Source organism: Alcaligenes sp. LTN-3, assembly GCF_059735605.1.
The window spans coordinates 1,660,091-1,680,801 of sequence record NZ_JCAPDN010000001.1 but is presented as its reverse complement, the minus strand read 5'-3'; the positions used below and the strand labels follow the sequence as shown (position 1 = coordinate 1,680,801).

The 20,711-nt window shown below is 55.6% G+C and carries 15 protein-coding genes and 1 pseudogene; 10 read left to right on the top strand and 6 right to left on the bottom strand.

The features are described from left to right. Positions 1–111: 111 nt before the first annotated feature. The 3 genes from queC to AC6I6N_RS07805 all read right to left on the bottom strand — a co-directional run bounded on the left by queC (position 112) and on the right by AC6I6N_RS07805 (position 2,423). The gene (gene queC / locus AC6I6N_RS07815; RefSeq protein WP_108727840.1) at positions 112–843 is read right to left on the bottom strand and encodes a 7-cyano-7-deazaguanine synthase QueC; all 732 of its coding nucleotides are present in this window, start codon (positions 841–843) and stop codon (positions 112–114) included. Next, entirely contained in the window at positions 840–1,514 is a 675-nt protein-coding gene (locus AC6I6N_RS07810; RefSeq protein ID WP_108727839.1) for a 7-cyano-7-deazaguanine/7-aminomethyl-7-deazaguanine transporter, read from the bottom strand. Before AC6I6N_RS07810 ends, queC begins: the two co-directional genes overlap by 4 nt. A 243-nt stretch (positions 1,515–1,757) precedes the next feature. Then, a complete protein-coding gene (locus AC6I6N_RS07805; RefSeq protein WP_094197458.1) occupies positions 1,758–2,423 on the bottom strand; it encodes a TetR/AcrR family transcriptional regulator in 666 nt (221 codons plus the stop codon). Between the two features lie 440 nt (positions 2,424–2,863). On the opposite strand from AC6I6N_RS07805, the gene AC6I6N_RS07800 reads away from it, so the two are divergent. The 10 genes and pseudogenes from AC6I6N_RS07800 to AC6I6N_RS07755 all read left to right on the top strand — a co-directional run bounded on the left by AC6I6N_RS07800 (position 2,864) and on the right by AC6I6N_RS07755 (position 17,314). Next, the gene (locus tag AC6I6N_RS07800; protein WP_497943377.1) at positions 2,864–4,618 is read left to right on the top strand and encodes a PHA/PHB synthase family protein; all 1,755 of its coding nucleotides are present in this window, start codon (positions 2,864–2,866) and stop codon (positions 4,616–4,618) included. 137 nt (positions 4,619–4,755) lie between these two features. Continuing rightward, positions 4,756–6,257: pseudogene (locus AC6I6N_RS07795) on the top strand (efflux transporter outer membrane subunit). Then, the gene (locus AC6I6N_RS07790) at positions 6,254–7,333 is read left to right on the top strand and encodes an HlyD family secretion protein (protein ID WP_125277666.1); all 1,080 of its coding nucleotides are present in this window, start codon (positions 6,254–6,256) and stop codon (positions 7,331–7,333) included. Before AC6I6N_RS07795 ends, AC6I6N_RS07790 begins: the two are co-directional and overlap by 4 nt. Before the next feature lie 3 nt (positions 7,334–7,336). Beyond that, a complete protein-coding gene (gene rbbA, locus AC6I6N_RS07785) occupies positions 7,337–10,072 on the top strand; it encodes a ribosome-associated ATPase/putative transporter RbbA (RefSeq protein ID WP_497943376.1) in 2,736 nt (911 codons plus the stop codon). Between the two features lies 1 nt (position 10,073). Beyond that, on the top strand, positions 10,074–11,198 hold the full coding sequence (locus tag AC6I6N_RS07780; protein WP_094197453.1) for an ABC transporter permease: 1,125 nt from the start codon (positions 10,074–10,076) through the stop codon (positions 11,196–11,198). Positions 11,199–11,252: 54 nt separating this feature from the next. Continuing rightward, positions 11,253–11,693 carry a phasin family protein gene (locus AC6I6N_RS07775; protein WP_395029437.1) on the top strand — a complete coding sequence of 147 codons (441 nt, stop codon included), beginning with the start codon at positions 11,253–11,255 and terminating at the stop codon, positions 11,691–11,693. A gap of 5 nt (positions 11,694–11,698) precedes the next feature. Next, positions 11,699–12,445, top strand: a complete 747-nt coding sequence (phbB, locus tag AC6I6N_RS07770) for an acetoacetyl-CoA reductase (protein ID WP_094197451.1) — start codon at positions 11,699–11,701, stop codon at positions 12,443–12,445. Positions 12,446–12,515: 70 nt separating this feature from the next. After that, positions 12,516–13,700, top strand: a complete 1,185-nt coding sequence (locus tag AC6I6N_RS07765; protein ID WP_395029435.1) for an acetyl-CoA C-acetyltransferase — start codon at positions 12,516–12,518, stop codon at positions 13,698–13,700. Positions 13,701–13,725: 25 nt separating this feature from the next. Further along, positions 13,726–16,524: a DUF3141 domain-containing protein gene (locus tag AC6I6N_RS07760; RefSeq protein WP_497943375.1), complete on the top strand. Its 2,799-nt coding sequence runs from the start codon at positions 13,726–13,728 to the stop codon at positions 16,522–16,524. A 37-nt stretch (positions 16,525–16,561) separates the two neighbouring features. Beyond that, positions 16,562–17,314 carry an SDR family NAD(P)-dependent oxidoreductase gene (locus AC6I6N_RS07755; RefSeq protein ID WP_108727834.1) on the top strand — a complete coding sequence of 251 codons (753 nt, stop codon included), beginning with the start codon at positions 16,562–16,564 and terminating at the stop codon, positions 17,312–17,314. Positions 17,315–17,430: 116 nt separating this feature from the next. Here AC6I6N_RS07755 and AC6I6N_RS07750 read toward each other — a convergent pair whose 3' ends face one another. The 3 genes from AC6I6N_RS07750 to AC6I6N_RS07740 all read right to left on the bottom strand — a co-directional run bounded on the left by AC6I6N_RS07750 (position 17,431) and on the right by AC6I6N_RS07740 (position 20,558). Then, the gene (locus tag AC6I6N_RS07750) at positions 17,431–18,672 is read right to left on the bottom strand and encodes an FKBP-type peptidyl-prolyl cis-trans isomerase N-terminal domain-containing protein (RefSeq protein ID WP_497943374.1); all 1,242 of its coding nucleotides are present in this window, start codon (positions 18,670–18,672) and stop codon (positions 17,431–17,433) included. An 8-nt stretch (positions 18,673–18,680) separates the two neighbouring features. Beyond that, complete coding sequence (locus AC6I6N_RS07745) at positions 18,681–19,043, bottom strand: YuaE family lipoprotein (protein WP_497943373.1); 363 nt, start codon at positions 19,041–19,043, stop codon at positions 18,681–18,683. A 315-nt stretch (positions 19,044–19,358) separates the two neighbouring features. Then, positions 19,359–20,558, bottom strand: a complete 1,200-nt coding sequence (locus AC6I6N_RS07740) for an MFS transporter (RefSeq protein WP_321268978.1) — start codon at positions 20,556–20,558, stop codon at positions 19,359–19,361. Positions 20,559–20,711: the final 153 nt, after the last annotated feature.

Sequence of the window (20,711 nt, the reverse complement as noted above, 5' to 3'; positions counted from 1 at the left end):
CTGGGCTTATCTTTAGGCATGTTGCTTGGGACATGAAGCGGCTTTACCCACCACCTTTTATGTTGAGGCTTGAGGTATAGGTGGTAGTGGCCATTCAGTCATCCGTTTAGCTCATGAGCGCCTTGCGGTTCTGTCTTGTATCCGCCAGTCGGCATACCCTTTGGCCCGCAGTTCACAAGCCGGGCATTGCCCGCAGCCATATCCCCAGTCGTGCAGCGTTTCCCGATTGTTCTGGTAGCAGGTGTGGCTGTCTTCCCGAATCAGTTGTACCAAAGCATCCGAGCCAAGCTGGTGGGCCAATTCCCAGGTGTCGGCCTTGTCCAGCCACATCAATGGTGTTTCCACGGTCAGTGGGCGCTCGATTCCCAGGCTCAATGCCACTTGCAGCGCTTTCAATGTGTTGTCGCGGCAATCCGGGTAGCCCGAATAATCGGTTTCCGACATGCCGCCTACCAGCGTATCCAGGCCCCGGCGGTAGGCCAGGGCACCAGCCAGAGTAAAGAACAGCAGATTTCGACCGGGCACAAAGGTATTGGGCAGACCGTCTTCCTGCATGGCGATCGTCATGGATTCGGTCATGGCGCTGCCACCTATCTGAGCCAGAACATGGGCATCGAGCACATGGTCTTGCCCCAGGCGCTCTGCCCAATGCGGGAACCGTTGGCACAGTTTGTCTTTTAGTGTCTGACGGCACTGCAATTCCGCATGGTTGCGCTGGCCGTAGTCAAAGCCCACGGTTTCCACAAAGGCAAAGCGGTCCAGAGCCCAGGCCAGGCAGGTAGCCGAATCCTGTCCGCCTGAAAACAAAACCAGGGCCCGGCGGTGTGGAGTGTGCGGCTTCATGCTTTGGCCTGCGCGATGCTTAGGGCGCGGCGCTTCATGGTGCTGATCAGGGAATTGAGCAGCACGCCATACATAGGTACAAACAGCAGCAGGCTGACGCCCAGCTTGATGACGTAATCGACGATGGCAATCTCGCCCCAGTGTTCGGCCATGAAAGGATTGCTGCTATGCCAGAAGGCGATACCGAAAAAGGCCAGCGTATCCAGTGCCTGCCCGAAGACCGAAGCAGCGGCTGGAGCAAGCCACCACTGTTTGTAGTCGCGACGGATGCGGTCAAAGACCTGTACATCCAGCAATTGCCCTAAGACGTAGGCGGCAAAGCTGGCCAAGGCAATACGAAACACAAAGCTGTTGAATTCGCCCAGTGTCTGCAGGCCATTGAATTGGCCTTCATGAAAGAGCACGGAGACCACATAAGAGGCGATGAGGGCCGGAAACATGGCGCGGGTAATCACACGGCGTGCTTCGGACTTGCCCATCAAACGGACGGTCAGGTCGGTAGCCAGAAAAACAAAGGGAAAGCTGAAGGCTCCCCACGTGCTATGGAAGCCGAACAATTCAATGGGAAGTTGAACCAGATAATTGCTGGCAATCACAATAAAAATGTGAAAGGCAATGAGAAGTCGCAAGTAGAACGACAGCCGTGAAGACGGCACGGTAGGCAGAGTCATGTCTGGACCTTTTTGGTGGATGGGGTGAGGGAACCCATTGGAAATGGACTGCAACCGACAATTGTACGAGTAGTTGCGGTTCAAGGGAATAATTGGTGGCCACAAGTGTAGCGCGCAGCTCGGCTGCGCTTATACGTCAGGCTTGATGAGGCTTATGGCCTACAACATAAGAGGCCTTGCATGCCAATCAAGCCTGCTTGCCAATGCCATTGAGCTTGATTGCCTGATTTCAAGGGGGCGTGCTCAGGCAGACACGGGTTGCAGGCGCTCTATTAATAAGCGTTTGTGCAGGAGGCGGACTTCTTCAAAGGGTACAGGCGAGTGTTGCGGTCCTAAAACCAGCAAAACCATTAACCACATCAGGGAAGGGGAGGCCGCCTGGAGGTAGTCTGAGGAGCTGACATCGGGGCGGATAAGCCCTCGTTGGATACCCAACTGAAAAAAAGCCTGGTTGGCCGTGTAGTTCTGGTCCAAGAGTTGTTGGCCCCAATACTGGGCCAGATCGGGGACACGACCGCTTTCGGTCATTAACAGCCTGAACATGGCTTGCACGTCCGGATTGGACAGGCGCTCATAGAGTTGATTGAGATACTCATCCACGAGACAGGACAGGGTGGCTGCCTCGCAGGTATCGGAAAGTTCAAAGGTGTTGCCTTCGGGGGGCAGCAGCGTGCTGCGGAGCATGTCCTCGAATACGTCATCTTTGCTGTTGTAGTGCGCGTAAATGCCGGACTTGGAGATTCCAGCGCGGGCGGCAATGCGCTCGAGCGAGGTTCCCAAAAAACCCCGGTGAGAAAATTCGTCAAAAGCTGCTTTCAGGATTTCGCGTTTACGCTCGGCCGAGGGCAGGTAACGTCGCTTGTTGGTGCTTTCGTTTTTATGAAGTTTATTTTGGTGTGTGTCTGTCATGTCATCCTGTGTGGATGGGCAAGATATGGGGCCTGCAGTATATCAGGCTGTTTTTCCCAGACCGCTGGCAAGCTACGTTCCATGAGACGTGGCGTTTTGCTTGTTTTGTCACATAGTTGCAGAAATAATAGTTCTGCTCTGTGCTTGGGGGGCGCGGGTTTAACTGAAATGCAGCGTTTTGTTTTCTAAAACCTTTTTTAAAAATGTTTTATTTGTTTTTTACTGATTTTCATTTCCTTATTTCATAACAAGCACGGTATAACAACAAATAGGGCTGACGCTGGCGGTTTTTTATCTGTCATGAACTTGATCTAACGCAAAGGTTTTTTATAGCTTCTTGTTAAAGGACCTGTATGCAAAAAGTTTAGATGTAAACTGGTGTATTATTAAAAAGACTAAGCAGTCGTATCTGTTTTTTGTGTACTTTTTGCGGAGTGGCAATGGTTAGCAGGCAGTCCCATGATCAGGCTGAACAGTTAGACGCATCCGCACGAGCCGCCTGGGCTCGTATCTGGAGTTCCATCTCCCCCGAATCACAATTTCTTGCCTGGATGGACTGGATACGTCATCTGGCCCTTAGCCCCGGCAAACAAGAGCAGTTACGGCAGTTGGCCCAAAAACAGTGGGAACAGTTGTTCCGCGAATGGAGCCAAGAGCTGGCTGCATCGGCCCAACAGTCCTTGCAAACTGCTCAACCAGCCCCCACGCCAGCCTACACAGACCGCCGTTTTTCTGATCCTGCCTGGGACCGCTGGCCTTTTAATTTGCTGCGACAAACCTATCAGGCGCAACAGCAATGGTGGCAAAGCGCCACGGAAGGCGTGGCCGGTGTTGAACCCCATCATCAAAAACTAATTGCCTTTGGTGTCGAGCAATGGCTGAACATGCTCAGCCCCAGCAATTTTGCCTGGACGAACCCGCTGGTGTGGGACAAAACCCTTGCAGAGCACGGAGATAACTTTAGCCGTGGTCTGACAAACTGGCAGCAGGATATGCAAGCCCAGTTCGCCGGTGAGCCTCCTGTAGGTGCGCAAGACTTCGTGGTTGGCAAGGATGTGGCGGCCACTCCGGGCAAGGTTGTATTGCGTAATGAACTGGTTGAACTGATCCAGTACGCGCCAACGACCAAACAGGTTCATCCAGAGCCGGTTCTGATCGTGCCGGCCTGGATCATGAAGTACTACATTCTGGATCTGTCCGAGCACAACTCCCTGATCAAATATCTGGTGGATCAAGGTCATACCGTGTTTTGCTTATCCTGGAAAAACCCCGTTGCCCAAGATCATGCGTTCGGGATGGACGACTACATTCGCCTGGGCTGGAAGGCTAGCCTGGATGCGGTCAACGCCATTGTTCCCGGCCAGAAAATCCACGCGACCGGCTATTGCCTGGGCGGCACCTTGCTGGCCATTGCGGCCGCTGCCATGGCACGCGATGGTGATGACAGGCTTGCCTCCCTGACTTTTTTTGCCGCCCAAACCGACTTTTCCGAGCCTGGCGATTTGTCCCTGTTTATTGACGAGAGCCAGGTCAGCCTGCTGGAAGCCCAGATGGCTGATGAAGGGTACTTACGCGCCAATCAGATGGAAGTTGCTTTTCAAATGCTGCGTTCCGCTGATCTACTGTGGGCGCCCATGGTGAGTAAGTATTTATTGGGCGAACGTCGCCCCTTGAGTGACTTGATGGCCTGGAATGCAGATGCCACGCGTATGCCAGCCACTATGCACTCGCAGTATTTGCGCCGCATGTATTTAAATAATGATTTAAGTCAAAACCGTTATCCGGTTCAAGGCCGTATTGTTTCATTATCGCAAGTTAATTTGCCTATTTTTTGCGTCGGTACGGTTTCCGATCACGTAGCACCCTGGCGCTCTGTTTATAAACTGCATTATCTGGTCCCTTCTGAGATCACCTTTGTTTTGACCACAGGCGGGCATAACGCCGGAATTGTCAGCGAACCGGGTCATCCGCGTCGCAAATATCAGATTCATACCCGCGCAGCAGGCACCGCGCCCATTTTGGTGGACGATTGGCAGGCCCAAGCCGCCTCCCATCAGGGCTCCTGGTGGCTCGCCTGGGCTGAATGGCTGAAAACCCGTTCGGGTGCGAATGTGAAGCCACCGCAAATGGGGGCAGCTAAACAGGGTTATCCACCTGTCGGTCCGGCACCCGGTCAATACGTATTAGTGAAGTAAGCAGTCAGCTCATACACGCTCTCTTTCGAGCTGAGCTTTTCGCGCTGTTTTATGTCGGCGATGGGGACAAAACCTATCGCTGACGTGCTGTTTTGCCTGGACGGCAGTTTTCTTTTTCTCATTAGGCATGTTTTCCCATGGCCCCACAGATCTCTGATTTGAGTATCAAGTATCGAAGTGCTGCGCGTCGCCCTCATTTCGCGCTGGCTGCCTTGCTGCTGACCTTAGCGGGTTGTTCCTCGATGGCACCCGATTACCAGCAGCCCGCCGCCCCCGTTCCGCAAGCCTATTCGGACTTGTCTGCAGAGCAGGCAAATGCGGCGCGAGCGCGTGACCTGGGCTGGCGCCAATACTTTACAGATCCGATTCTGAGCAAGCTCATTGAGACGGCACTGAACCATAACCGTGATATGCGCGTGGCTGTGCTACGGGTAGATGAGGCTCGCGCCATGCTGAATTTGCAGCGCAGCGAACGCTTTCCTGAATTTACCGTGGGTGGTCAGACTGCGCGTTCGCGTGTGCCAGGCGATATGAACCCGAGCGGCCAGGCCGTGACGGGCGGCGATTACCGCGCCCAGGTCGGTTTGACCAGTTGGGAGCTGGATTTGTGGGGGCGTGTACGTAGTCTGGAAGATGCCGCCTTGCAGGGCTGGCTACCGAGGCAGGCCGACAAGCCGCGCATGTGGCTTTGGTCTCGCAAGTGGCCATTAACTATATTGTGGTGCGCGAGCTCGATGAGCGCGTGCAGATCGCTCGTAAAAGTGTAGAGACGCGTCAGGAGTCCTACCGTATTTTCTCCCGCCGCTATGAGGTAGGAGCAACGTCCAAGCTGGATGTGACTCAGGTCCAAACCTTGCTGACGCAAGCCCAGTCCATGCTGGCCCAACTGGAGCAGCAACGTGCTGTGCAATTGCATGCCTTGCAACAACTACTGGGTGCTGATCCGGGAGTGCCTCTAACGGGAACGCCTTTAAATGACACGCTCATGTTGGCCGAGCTGGCTCCCGGTTTGCCTTCTGACCTGATGATCTGGCGGCCCGACATTATTGCGGCTGAACATAAGTTGCGGGCAGCCAACGCCAATATTGGTGCAGCCCGCGCTGCTTTTTTCCCGCGCATTGCCTTGACCGGCAATTTCGGCACAGCCAGCGCTGAGTTGGATGGCTTGTTTGAATCCGGCAGCAAAGCCTGGATGTTCGCTCCCACGATTTCCCTGCCTATCTTTGATGGTGGCCGTCGCAGCGCCAATCTGGACGTCTCTTACGTGCGTCGTGATATGCGTATCGCCGAGTACGAGAAAGCGATTCAAACCGCTTTCCGTGAAGTGTCGGATGCTTTGTCGACGCGTCGTTGGTTAAGTCAGCAACTGGAAGTGCAACTGGTGGCCCGTAGCGCTCAGACCGAGCGCGCCCGTCTGGCACAGATGCGTTACGACAACGGTTCAGCCGCCTATCTGGAAGTGCTGGATGCGCAGCGCGACCTGCTGGATGTGGAGCAGCAAGTGGTGCAAACGCGCCGTGCGCTCCTGGCCAGCCAGATTGCCATGTATAGCGCCTTGGGCGGTGGGCTGGACCCTGCCGAGCCCCTGACCAACACCCATAACTCCTCTCCATCGAATCCATCCTCGAGCCAGCTATGAGCAAACCATCTTCGTTGAAAAAAAATCTTGTTCCCGTCCTAATCGTTGCCGGGGTGTTGGGCCTGGGTTGGTGGGCATGGCAGAAAATGTCCGATACGGGCCCTGGAGAAGGTTTTGTCAGTGGTAATGGCCGTATCGAAGCGACCGAGATTGATATCTCTACCAAGTTTGCCGGACGTATCCAGAGTATTGCTGCCCATGAGGGCGACTTTGTGAAGGAAGGCCAAGTGCTGGCCATCATGCAGCAAGACAGTTTGGAGGCGGCTCGTGACGAAGCGGTGGCTGGTTTGCGTCAGGCCGAAAACAATGTGGCGGCCTCTCAGGCGCAAGTTGCCTTGCGTGAAAGCGATGCCATCGCCGCCAAAGCCCTGATTGGTCAACGTGAGTCGGAGCTGGATGCGGCCCAGCGCCGTCTGGCCCGTTCCACGACCTTGGCCAAAGAAGGGGCTGCCTCCGCGCAGGAGCTGGATGATGACCGTGCGCGTGTGCGTGGTGCACAGGCGGCCGTTGTCGCCACCAAGGCCCAGGCCAATGCAGCGCAAGCCGCCATTAACGCCGCTAAAGCTCAGTTGATTGGTGCGCAGTCGGCGGTGGAAGCTGCCACTGCGGCTGTTGCCCGTATTGAAGCCGACTTGCGTGACAGCAAGCTGGTCAGCCCCCGAGATGGACGAGTGCAAATTCGCGTTGCTCAACCCGGTGAAGTATTGGGTGCCGGTGGCCGTGTGTTGAACGTGCTGGACCTGTCTGATGTGTACATGACTTTCTTCTTGCCCAGCGAAGTGGCCGGCAGGGTGGCTCTGGGTACAGAGGTCCGTCTCGTGCTCGATGCCATCCCTGATATTCCGGTTCCCGCTACCGTGTCCTTTGTGGCCAGTTCGGCCCAATTCACCCCAAAAAGTGTAGAAACAGCCTCGGAGCGTCAAAAATTGATGTTCCGCGTCAAGGCTCAGATTGCCCCCGAGTTGCTGAAAAAGCACCTGGAGCAAGTTAAAACTGGCTTGCCTGGTGTGGCCTGGGTGAAGCTGGATCCTAATGCCAACTGGCCTGAGTCGCTGACTTCTACCTTGACGGAGTAAACCATGCTCAAGCAGCAAGCGGCGACTGTTGCTCGCGTTGTTGGGCTCAGCCAGCGTTATGGTGACACGCTCGCACTGGATCGGTTAAGCCTGGATGTTCCTGCTGCTTGCATGGTCGGACTGATTGGCCCTGACGGTGTGGGCAAGTCCAGCTTGCTGTCCCTGCTGGCCGGTGCCCGCATGATTCAGGAAGGCCATATTGAGGTGCTGGGTGGCGATATGGCGGAAAAAAGTCATCGCGACCAGATTTGCCCGCGCATTGCCTACATGCCTCAAGGTCTGGGCAAGAATTTGTATCCCACTTTGTCAGTGGAAGAAAACCTGCAGTTCTTTGGCCGTTTGTTTGGGCACGATGCGGCCGAGCGGCGCCGTCGTATTGACGATTTGACGCGCAGTACCGGACTACATCCTTTTCTTACCCGGCCTGCAGGCAAGCTTTCGGGCGGTATGAAGCAAAAGCTGGGTCTGTGCTGCGCCTTGATTCACGACCCGGATTTCCTGCTGCTGGACGAGCCTACCACCGGTGTGGACCCGCTGGCCCGCAAGCAGTTCTGGGATTTGATCGAGCGTATTCGCATCGAGCGCCCCAGCATGAGCGTGATTGTGGCCACGGCCTATATGGACGAGGCCCAGCGGTTTGACTGGCTGGTCGCCATGGATGATGGCCAGATTCTGGCAACGGGTTCACCCAAAGAGTTGCTGGAACGCACGGAAAGCCAAAGCCTGGAACAGGCTTTTATCCGCCTCTTGCCCGAGGACAAGCGCCAAGGACACAAAGCAGTAGAAATCCCGCCGCTGGATGTGGACGCAGACGATATTGCCATTGAAGCCGAGGGGCTGACGATTCGGTTTGGCGACTTTACCGCCGTGGACAATGTGTCTTTTCGGATTCGACGCGGCGAGATTTTCGGTTTTCTGGGATCGAATGGTTGCGGCAAGTCCACCACCATGAAGATGCTGACCGGCTTGCTGCCCGCATCCGAAGGTCAGGCCTGGCTGTTCGGCCACGAGGTGAACCCCAAGGACATTGATACCCGTCGTCGTGTGGGTTACATGTCGCAGGCTTTCTCTCTGTACAGCGAGCTGACGGTTCGACAAAACCTGGTGCTGCACGCCCAGTTGTTCCACGTTCCCGAGGATGAGGTGGATGGCCGTGTGGCCGAAATGGTGGAGCGCTTCGAGCTGGGGCAGATTCTGGACCGCCTGCCCGATGCAATTCCTTTGGGTATGCGCCAGCGTTTGTCTTTGGCCGTGGCCATGGTGCACAAGCCGGAACTGCTGATTCTGGATGAACCGACCTCTGGGGTGGACCCGGTCGCGCGCGACAATTTCTGGCGTTTGTTGATTGAGCTGTCGCGTCGCGACAAGGTCACGATTTTTATCTCGACTCACTTCATGAACGAGGCCGAGCGGTGCGACCGCATGTCCATGATGCACGCCGGTAAGGTGCTCGATAGTGACACCCCTGCCAATCTGGTGAAAAAACGGGACGCAGCGAGTCTGGAAGAAGCGTTTATCGGCTATTTGCTGGAGGCCAGTGGACCGGAAGCTGACGTAGAGCCAGCTACCGAGCAAGTCACCGTAGCCCAGGAACATAGCGACAAGCGCGATCACTTCAGTCTGCAACGTCTGTTGAGCTATACCTGGCGTGAAGCCCTGGAACTGCGTCGTGACCCGGTGCGCGCCACCTTGGCCTTGGCCGGTTCTTTGATTTTGTTGTTTGTGATGGGTTTTGGTATTACGCTGGATGTAGAGGATTTGCGCTATGCCGTCTTGGACCGTGACCAAACCAGTATCAGCCAGAACTATGCCTTGAACCTGTCCGGTTCACGCTACTTTCTGGAACAGCCCCCGTTAACGGACTATCAGGATCTGGATGACCGCATGCGGCGTGGCAAGATTGCGCTGGCCATTGAAATCCCGCCCGGTTTTGGGCGTGATGTTTTACGTGGCAGCAAGCCTGAAATTGCCGCCTGGGTGGATGGCTCCATGCCTACCCGGGCCGAGACCATCCAGGGGTATGTGAAAGCCATGCACCAGCAATGGCTGGTGACACAAGCCAAGGAACGCCTGGGGGCAGGGGCCTTGGTGGTTCCCGCCAGTATTCAGGACCGTTATCGCTACAACCCGGACGTCAAGAGCTTGCCCGCCATGGTGCCGGCCGTGATCCCGGTGCTCTTGCTGATGTTGCCCGCCATGCTGACCGCGCTGTCTGTGGTGCGCGAAAAGGAGCTGGGTTCCATCATCAATCTGTACGTCACGCCGGTGACGCGAGTGGAGTTCTTGCTGGGCAAGCAGATTCCCTATATCGGCTTGGCGATGGTCAATTTTTTGTGCATGTGTCTGTTGGCGATCACGGTGTTCGACGTGCCTATCAAGGGCAGCTTTTTGACTTTGAGCGTGGCCACCTTGATGTTTTGCGTGATTTCAACCGGCATGGGCCTGGTTGCATCCACCGTCACCAAGAGTCAGATCGCTGCCATGTTCTTTGCCATGATCGGCACCATGCTGCCCGCCGTGCAGATATCGGGTTTACTCAATCCCGTGTCCTCCATGGAAGGGATCAGTCGCTGGGTAGGCGAAATTTACCCGGCGACACATATGTTCAACATCAGCCGTGGGGTATTTAACAAGGCCCTGACGTTCTCGGACTTGCAGGGCGCCTTGCTGGCCCTGGCGCTGGCGATTCCGGTGGTCCTGGGTGCGGCGGTCATGCTGCTGAAAAAGCAGGAGAAGTGAGATGAGAAAACTCAAGAATGTGCTGTTGCTGGGCCGCAAGGAACTATGGAGTCTGGCCCGCGACCCCATGATGCTGTTGCTCATCGTGTATGTGTTTTCGGTCTCGATTTACACCTCGGCCACGGCCCAGCCCGAAACCTTGAACAATGCGCCTATTGCGATTGTGGATCAGGACCAAAGCCCCTTATCCGCGCGTATTACGTCGGCTTTCTATCCGCCGGAATTTATTCACCCGCGCATGATCGAGTACGACGAAATGGACTCGGGCATGGATACCGGGGCCTTTACTTTTGTGCTGAATATTCCGCCGAATTTTCAGCGTGATGTGCTGGCCGGACGCAGCCCCGAGGTGCAGTTGAACATTGATGCCACCCGCATGAGTCAGGCCTTTACTGGCAATAACTACATCCAGCAGGTGGTGATGGGCGAGGTCAACGAGTTCGTGCGGCGATATCGCAGCGTTGACACCCTGCCGGTGGATCTGGCTTTGCGGGTGCGCTTTAACCCCACCTTGGAAAAAGCCTGGTTCGGCAGTATTGCCGAGGTCATCAACTCGGTCGCCATGCTGTCCATCATTCTGACTGGCGCTGCCCTGATTCGTGAGCGCGAACACGGCACCATTGAACACTTGCTGGTGATGCCCGTCACTCCGGGCGAGATCATGGCGTCCAAGGTAACGGCCATGGGGCTGGTGGTGCTGATTGCGACCGCTGCGTCCCTGAACTTCGTGGTGCGTGGCTTGCTGGGCGTACCGATTGAAGGCTCCATCCCTTTGTTCTTGTGCGGCACTGTGCTGTGCTTGTTCGCCATGACCTCCATGGGCATCTATCTGGCCACTTTGTCGCGCAGCATGCCGCAGTTTGGCTTGCTCCTGATGCTGACCTTGCTGCCTATGAACTTGCTCTCGGGCGGACGGACTCCCCGTGAAAGCATGCCTGAAATTGTTCAAAACCTGATGCAACTGGCCCCCACCACGCATTTTGTGTCTCTGGGACAAGCCATTTTGTTTCGTGGCGCCGGTCTTGAAACCGTGTGGCAACCCTTTTTAGCCCTGCTGGTGATCGGAACGGCCTTGTTTGTTCTGTCGCTGCGGCGTTTTCGTAACACCATCTCTCAGATGGCTTGATGGGCTGGGCCCCATTACGGGGCACTTTTTTCCTTTAAGGAGATTTCGATGAGCATGGAAACACTTCCCTTGGATCTGTACAAGGCCAATGTTGAGTTGCAACTGCGTATCACTCGCCTGCTGCAGGAAGGAGGACATCGCTGGCTGGAATCTGTACAGAAGAGCAATTTGCGCAGCATGGAGCAGACCACCGCTGAAATCGAGAGCTTGCTGCAAACCGGCAATTGGCAGTCCTTGGCCGCCTTGCCCGCCGACACCTTCTGGCGTTTGTTCCAGCACGGTGTCAATGACAGCCAGACCATCAATCAGCTTGCGATCGAGAACCAGACTGAATTTACGTCCGGCTTGCAGCAAGCGCTGGAAGCGTGGCAGAAGTCGGTGATGGCGATCGTCAGCGATACCAGCGCGGCGGTGCCTGTGATGGATATTTTCAAGCAGTGGGGCGCACCTTGGGCAACGGCTGCCAGCGCCTCAGACACTAAAAAGGGAGCATAAGCGGTATGTCTACGGTTAAACGCACAGCGTTGGTGACAGGAGGGATGGGTGGTCTGGGCCAAGAGATCGCCCGTGCCCTACATGATGCGGGCCACCATGTTCTGGTGACTCATTCACGTAGTGAGGCCGATGCCCAGGTCTGGTTAAAAGAGCAGGCCGATGCAGGGTATGTATTTCAGGGCTATCACGTTGACGTGGCCGATTTCGAGTCGTGCCAGCAAATGGCGCAAGCCATTGAGAAGGATGGCCTGCAGGTCGACATCCTGATCAATAACGCCGGTATTACACGCGACGGTACGTTCCGCAAGCTCAGCAAAGACAAGTGGGACGATGTGCTGCGTGTCAATCTGGACTCGGTATTTAACGTGACCAAGCCTTTTATCGACGGCATGCTGGAGCGTGCTTGGGGCCGGGTGATCAATATCTCTTCCATTAACGGTAGCAAGGGGCAGTTCGGTCAAACCAACTACTCGGCCGCCAAGGCAGGGATGCACGGTTTTACCAAAGCGCTGGCTCAGGAAGTGGCGCGTAAGGGCGTCACGGTCAATACCGTCTCTCCCGGTTATCTGGCCACAAAGATGGTCATGGCGGTGCCCGAGGAAGTGCGTAACAGCATTATCGCGGGCATCCCGGTGGGCCGTTTGGGCCAGCCCGAGGAAATAGCCGCTTTGGTGGCTTTTATTGCCAGCGAGGCAGCCGGATTTATGACAGGTAGTAATGTCGCCATGAATGGCGGCCAGCATATGTACTAAGCCCGACCCTGTTCGGCTGCAGCCTGGATGGGCCCGCTTGTCGGGCCTGCGACTTACGAAAGGAATGGATATGCACAAAGATATCGCGATTGTTGCTGCAACTCGCAGCCCCATCGGCCGCTTTCAAGGGGGGCTGTCGACGGTGCCCGCTCATGATTTAAGCGCACAACTGATTCGTGCTGTGCTCCAGAGCACAGGCGTGGCAGCCGAGCAGATTGATGAAGTCATATTGGGCCAGATTCTGACCGCCGGTGCAGGGCAGAATCCGGCCCGTCAGGCAGCGGTCAACGCCGGCCTGCCGTATGAAGTCCCTTCGATGTCTCTGAACAAGCTGTGCGGTTCAGGCTTGAAAGCGGTGAATCTGGCGGCGCAGGCCATCGCCCTGGGTGATGCGGATCTGGTGCTGGCAGGCGGCCAGGAGAGCATGAGCCTGGCCCCATTTGTCGTACACAAGGCGCGTACCGGCTTGGGTCTGGGCCATGCCATGATGGACGATACCTTGCTGCGTGATGGCCTGACCGATGCCTTCCACAATTACCACATGGGCATTACCGCAGAGAATCTGGCCGAGCGTTACGGCATCAGCCGTGAGCAGCAAGATGCGTTTGCCGTGGAATCCCAGCGTAAAGCTGTCGCCGCTATGGAGGCCGGACGCTTCAAGGACGAGATCACCCCGATCGAGGTTCCTCAGCGCAAAGGCGATCCCGTTCGTGTCGAGGCTGACGAACAACCTCGTGCACAAACCACCTTGGAGTCCTTGGCCAAGTTGCGTCCCGCCTTCAAAAAAGAGGGTACGGTGACGGCAGGCAATGCATCCACCATCAACGATGGTGCTGCCGTGCTGTTGCTGGCCAGCGCAGAAAAAGCCAAGGAATTGGGCCTGCCTGTTCTGGCCTGGATTCGTGGTTGGGCCAGCACTGGCGTGGACCCGGCCATCATGGGCATTGGTCCTGTGTCGGCCAGTCGCAAGCTCTTGAAGAAGGTGGGCTGGGAGCTGGATCAGTTGGACCTGATCGAAGCCAATGAAGCCTTTGCCGCTCAATCGCTGGCGGTGGCCAAAGACTTGCAGTGGGATATGAACAAGGTCAACGTCAATGGCGGTGCCATTGCTTTGGGTCACCCCATTGGTGCCTCCGGCGCGCGTGTGCTGGTGACACTGGTTCATGAAATGCGTCGCCGTGGTGCCCAGAAAGGTCTGGCCACCTTGTGCATTGGCGGTGGTCAAGGCGTAGCGATTGCTATTGAGGCCGCTTGAACAGATAGCTGATTGAAGGGAGAAGATGATGACAGATAAGTCTCGTGATGACAGCACGGCTTGGTCCTCCTGGATGATGAATCCCTGGAACCTGGGTCAGACCGTCTCCTCGTACTTTGTGGATGCCTGGCAGCGCACCATTCTGTATGCCGACATCGAGCGTCAGGTCGGGGATCAGTACCAGGCCCAACGCAAGCTTGACGTGCCCAATGTGTTGAACTTCCCGGCTGAACTGGTCATGTCGGGTCTGACTCTTCCCCGACCCGTTAACTATCTGATGGTGCGCATTCTGGCACCGGATGATCAGCCTACCGATCCCAGCAAACGTCCTTTCCTGGTGGTAGACCCCCGGGCCGGGCATGGACCGGGCATCGGTGGCTTTAAGTCCGACAGTGAAATCGGTGCTGCGCTGCAAGCCGGGCACCCTTGCTATTTCGTCGGTTTTTTACCTGACCCTGTTCCCGGCCAGACGGTCGAGGACGTGATGCGTGCTCATGCCGCCTTTGTCAGCAAAGCGGCTGAACTGCACCCGGAAAGTCAGGGCAAGCCGGTAGTGATCGGCAATTGTCAGGCAGGCTGGCAGGTCATGATGGCTGCTGCTGTCTGGCCGGAGCTGTTTGGCCCGCTGATTCTGGCCGGCGCGCCTCTGTCCTACTGGGCCGGTCGCAACCCCATGCGTTATGCCGGAGGCTTGCTGGGGGGGAGCTGGTTGACCGCCATGACCAGCGATCTGGGCAATGGCCGTTTTGATGGCGCGTGGCTGGTCAAGAACTTCGAGAACCTGGACCCTGCCAATACCTTGTGGACCAAGCAGTACAACGTGTACGCCAAGGCAGACACCGAGGCCGAACGCTATATCGGCTTCGAGAAGTACTGGGGCGGGTATGTATTTCTGAACGATGTGGAAATGCAGTACATCGTGGACAATCTGTTCATCGGCAACAAGCTGTCTACGGCTCAGTTACTGACTTCAGATGGCATCCGTATTGATCTGCGTAATATCCGTTCACCGATTGTGGTGTTCAGCTCCTTTGGCGATAACATCACGCCACCAGCACAGGCTCTGGGTTGGATTACCGACCTGTATCTGGACGACGATGATGTACGCAGTCACGACCAGACCATTGTATTTACGACCCATGATCGTATCGGGCATTTAGGTATTTTTGTGTCGGGCAGTGTAGGCAGCAAAGAGCACCGCAAGTTTGCCAGCACCATTGATCAAATTGATCTACTGCCTGCTGGTATTTATCGGGCCACCGTCGAGGAAACACCTGACGACGACACCTTGCTGAACGACCCGTATCTGATGTCGGTGCGTCAAAGCAATCTGGCTGAAATTGCCGAGATTGTGCAACTTGACCCTGAGTCAGACCGTCGCTTTGCTGCGGCTGCACGCTTGTCGGAAATCAATTTGGCTTTCTACAAGAGCACTTTACAGCCGTGGGTCAAAGCTTTGACTACGCCTTATACCGCTGCACTGCTGGAAACCTTGCATCCCATGCGCCTGTCCTACGAATCCTGGACCAGCACCCATCCTTGGGCCGCTACGATTCATCAATGGGCCGAGAACATTAGCCAGCAGCGTCAGACTGTCGACAAAGACAATCTGTTTCTGGAGGCGCAAGAGAATTTCTCCCAAGCCATGGAACGGGTCTTGAATAATTACCGCGACCGTCGCGACAGTATTTATCAGATCTGGTTTGACACGGTGTATGGTTCGCCTTTGCTGATGGCCTTGGCAGGGCATGCGCCGGGTGATTCTGCACCGGCACGCCCGCATCCTGGCAGCTCGCCTGAGCATCTGGCATTTGTGCGTCAGCAAATGCACAGGCTGGACGGTTTGTTGAACGAGGGCGGTTTGCTGGAAGCGGCACTGCGCGGTTTGTTCCATATTGCCAAACAGCGTCACAGCGTTGATGAGCGTTATCACCATGCCGCCATGCGCTTGCGCGAGCAGTACGATACGGGCCACGTTGATATTGAAAAAATGCGCGCAGCGATTCGCGAGCAAGCCTTGGTGCTGGCGCACCACGGTCATAAGGCCGTAGAAGCGATTCCGCATCTGTTGAGCAAACATAAGTCAGAGGAAATCCGTCTGGTAGCGTCCCTGATCAAGAAACTGATCAGCGCGATTGACGAGCAGGATGCCGCCCCCGAGGCGGTGGTCAAGGCCTCTGAAGAAGTGTTGGGCTTGTTCGAGGCAGCGGCTAAACAACAAGAGCAGGGTGGGAGGTCGAGCAGTGCGGACGACAAACCCGTTGCCGAAACGGCCAGCAAGGTCGCAACGAAAGCCGCTGCTAAAACGACGCCAGCAGTGGCCAGGAAGTCGGCTGCTCCTGCGTCCGCCAAGCCAAGGACGGCCCAGCCAGTAAGGAAAACGGCTGCGAAATCGACGGGCACATCGTCAACAGGTACGAGCGCTAAAACAGCTGCAACAGCGCCAGTGAAAGTAGCCGCCAAGCCAGCAACAAAACCGCTTGCCCAAACCACGGCAGGCATTCCGGCTCACGCGGCGGCTAAGCCCGCTGTTGACAAGCCTGTCTCTCGCTCCGTAGGGGAGACCAAGGTCGGTGCCGCTACAAAAGCAAAGAGTAATGCCGTGGCTAAACCTCAGGCCAAATCGGTAGAACCCAGCAAGGAAACGGGTAAAGCAACTAGCGCTGCCGAGACTCCAGCCGTCAAGTCAGTATCTGCCTTGCCAGCCAACAAATCCGCCGCCAAGCCTGCAACGACCTCCTTGCCAGCATCCGGGCAAGGCAAGGTGGCCACCAAGCCTGCCAGCACGGGTGCCGCATCCAGGACTCGTCAGCGCAAGTCTTGAGACTGGGTTCCAGTGAGTTTTTGAAGGAGTTGTCAGTATGAAGTACTCATTTTCCGGCCATTCTGTTCTGGTGACGGGCGCCGCTTCGGGTATCGGTGCCGCAACGGCCCGACTGCTGGCGGCCAATGGTCTGTCGGTTGTGGTGTCTGATGTACAGGCCGACGCGGTCCAGGCCGTGGTCAAGGAAATTGAGCAGGCCGGTGGCAAGGCGGTGGCGAACGTGGCCGACGTGACTCAGCCCGATCAGTTGAAAGCCGCTGTTGATGGCGCTATTGAACATTTCGGTGCTTTGCACTTTGCCGTCAATAACGCCGGTGTGGCCGGGGATTCCGGCCCGGCTGGCGAGATGGATCTGGACGGCTGGCGTCGCCTGATCGACATCAACCTGAACGGCGTGGCCTATGGTCTGCGCTATCAGATCCCCGCCATTTTGGCTGCCGGCGGGGGCGCTATCGTCAATATGTCGTCCATCATGGGGCTGGTGGCCAACCCCACTTTGCCCGGCTACAACGCCGCCAAACACGGGGTGATTGGCTTGAGCCGCTCTGCTGCGCTGGAGTATTCCTCCAAAGGTGTACGCATCAACACCATCCACCCCGGTTATGTGGATACGCCGATTCTGTCGGGTTTAGATGATGCCGCCCGTGCAGCACTCGTGGACCAACATCCGATTGGCCGTTTGGGTCATGCCGATGAAATTGCCCACGCGATTGCTTTCCTGCTCTCGGACGGGGCCAGTTTCATGACGGGGGCGTGTATGGTGGCCGATGGCGGGTATACCGCCAAGTAAGCGATCATGGTAGAAGTTCTTTTTTCGTTTGAAGGCATGAATCCGCCACCGTAGCTTGGGACTTAAACCAGTCAAGATGCCGATACTCGATTTTTATACGAGTATCGGCATTTTTCTTATTTCACACCGATGATCCTGATAGTGGTAATTGATACCGAACCGGGCGGCACTCCGGTGCCTGCATGAGCCTCGGTGATGGGGATATGGACTCTTGCAGAGCCGCCAATACCTAGCTGTTTGACGATGCTTTGAAATAAGGGGGGCAAATCTTTAGTCAGGCTGGTTTTGCTTTCTCTGGCGGCCAGTATTTCCCCTGTTCCCAGCTCTTCGTCCAGCTCAAACAAGATGTCGCTGCTGGCGGTCACCATGGGTGCTTTGCCTTTGTTCAAGATCTTGTAAACCGTGCCATCCTGCATTTTGACTGCCCCCTTTTCTGCCGCCGCTGCAGCCAGAACCGATTGGGCCTGTTTCTCGTTCTTGGACAGCATGGCCTGTTCCAATAGTTTGTCGACATTGGCCAGTTCTACGGAAATGATGCTGGAGGACAATTGCAGGCGCTGGTCTATCTTGTCGCTAAAACCTTGGGAGAAGGCTTGTAAATCTAGCTTCTTGCCGATAGAGGCCAGTTTCTGTGTCTCGTGTGGCGCACTGTCGGCATACCAGGTACCGATGGCGTAGCTAAGACGAACATCGGCTGATGCCGCATTATTTACAATCATGCGCCTGGGCACGCCAGTGGGTTCGGCCTGGTTTGAGGTCAGAGCTTGTGCGACCAGCCGGTGCTGCAAGTCTTGCTTTGCTGCTTTCAGGTCGTCAATGTCTTTCTTGAGAGAGGCTATTTCAATCGCAGCCTGCCTGCTGTCTTGTGACAGGCCATTGGGCAGGTCGTGGTCCCGGGCTTTTTGCAAGTTCTCCAGCTCTGATTCCAGGGCATGTCTCTGGTTCAGCTCTTGTTCCAGGCGCTGACTTAAATCCTTGATGCGCGCCAGGTTCTGCTCCTGATCGAGAGCAATGGGGGCCAAGATCATGGAGCCATCTGGCTCTGCGTGTAGTTGCAGTAACTGTTGTTGCAGTTGGCTGTTCAGGTTTTCGCTATCTGACAAGCGTTGTTGTAAGGCGATCAGTTGTGTGTTGGCCTGATGCAGCTCGTTTCTGAGTAAGGCATGGTGCTCGGCCTGGTTTGTGGTGTTGGGTGTGACGGGGATGGCGTTGGCTCGTGCCGAGTGCTCGTCCCCTTGCGGGCGGGCAAGGCCATCGCCAATGATGTTGTCCTGGGCCAAGCGGTCCAGAAGGCCAGTGCCAACCGAATGGGACGCCTCGTAAAACAGCAGTAAACTGCAGCAAAGTGCTGCGTTCATGTACTTTCTCATAGCTTGTTCAGGCTTTGAACGCGATCCAGCATGTTGGAGTAGACAGCGTTATTAATCCGAACACAAACCAGAGATAGCATCTTATTGACTTCGGTCAGCATGACTTCAGAGGCGTTTTCATCAATCAATGCTTCATTGGATTTGTAGACGCCAAAATTCTCGTCAATAGTTTGCATTTGCTGTCGGTATTTTTCGTAGGCAAGCGGATCCAGATCTTTTAGCGCGGCGAATTCTTGATAGCATTTATCTTCCTGGCTGGAGGCAATGGGCGCTTCAGTCGTGTGGGTAGGGGTGGTGGCTTGGCAAGCAGATAAAATAAAGGCGGCCACAATGGCCGCACCGGGAAAGGTAAATCGCATAAATTCCTCGAGATGTTCGACTATCTTTATTCCGTTTTTTGAGGGGCGAGCATTGAATTCGAGCCGTGCTGCAAACCGAGAAAATGGTGGGCCTGGCGCCTGTTTAGGCGATGGTCCGTTTGAATAGAGGTAGTTTGCATTAGCGTGTTGTGTGCATGAAATTGGAACATGCAGATTCAGCTTGCGAAGTAAGAACTATCTGATTTTCATGGCTTTCGATTATTGATGCAGGCAAAAAAATCGCCGCTTTCCATACAGGTCAGCGGCGATTTCATCGATAACGGCGAGTCTGTTGTGATCTTGGCAGACCCGGTTCTAAGGCTTGGTGTTTGTCGTTGTGGGCTGGATATAGAGTAGGGACAGCAGCAATAGCACCAGGCAGATAATGGCGGACAGAATATTGGTGCCGCCCCAGCCAGCAAAGCTGAACAGAAAGGCCGGAGCGAAGGCCCCCAGTGTGGCGCAGATGGAAACCCCCAGATCATTCACACCCTGTACTTCCAGAGAGTGCGGTTTGCCTTCCAGGGCCTGTGTCAGCAAGGCGCTGCCACCCACATAAGTAAAGTTCCAGCCTAAGCCTAGAATCAATAAGGAAAGGCTGAGCGTCGTATAGCTGTGGCCCACGATGTTGATCAGGCTGCTCAAGAGCAAAAGCAAAATACCGGTAATGGCAATGGTTTTCAAACCAAACTTTTGAATCAGAAAGCCGGTAAAGAAAGAAGGGGCGAACATGGCCAGTACATGCCATTGAATCGCGGTGCTGATATCTGAAAAATGTACATGCAGGTGGGACATGTGCATGGAGGCCTGAATCATCAGCAGGTTCATGATGCCGTAGCCAATCGCGGCGATGCAAATGGCGATGGCCAGTGTCTTGTTATGCAGTACCAGGCTTAAGGTCTGGCCACGGTTGCCTGGTTTGCGTGCAGCCTGTTGAGCAGGCTGTATGGGTTTGATGCACAGATTCAGAATGAATGAGACGACGGCCAACACGGTGAAAGCGGCATAGCAGGCGGCAAACTCGGGCCCAAAGCTGCTGGTTTTCAAACCCCGTATCAGCAAAGGGCCCGATACGGCGGCAATCACCCCTCCGGCTACGACCAAGGAAATGGCTCGCGGTTTTAACGCGGCGCTAAGCCCGTCGGTGGCGGCAAAGCGGTTGAAGTTGGCAAAGGCAATATAAATACCCAGTAGGGCATGTGAAGCCACCAGCCAGGAAAACTGCTTCATTTCAATTGCCCAGTAACCGACCACGCCAGAGGCGGCCAAGGGCAGACAGGCCAGCAGAAAGGATTTTTTTCGGCCTATGGCGGCCATCAGCTTGGACGCAGGCAGGGTAAACAGCATCACAAACAGGAACTGAAAACCGTAAGGCACGGTCGATAGCCAGGCTTCGGGCGCCAGACTGCCGCCGACCAGTGCTGCCATGGTGACGGACATGACGGCAGTAGTCAGGTTGATGGATTGGGCCAGGAAATACAGGTAGGTTCGAGATGGAAGATGAGTGGATGTCATGGTGCTGCGCGGTGATAGATAGACCTTTCAAGGGGAACGACTGTCTCGGCTCCAACGGTGGCTGAGTGCGTGAAAACGGTGGGGACCATTTTGTATGTTCACGATGCGCTTGTCTCGAACAGTGGGTGTACTATCCTGAAAACTGTTAGTTAA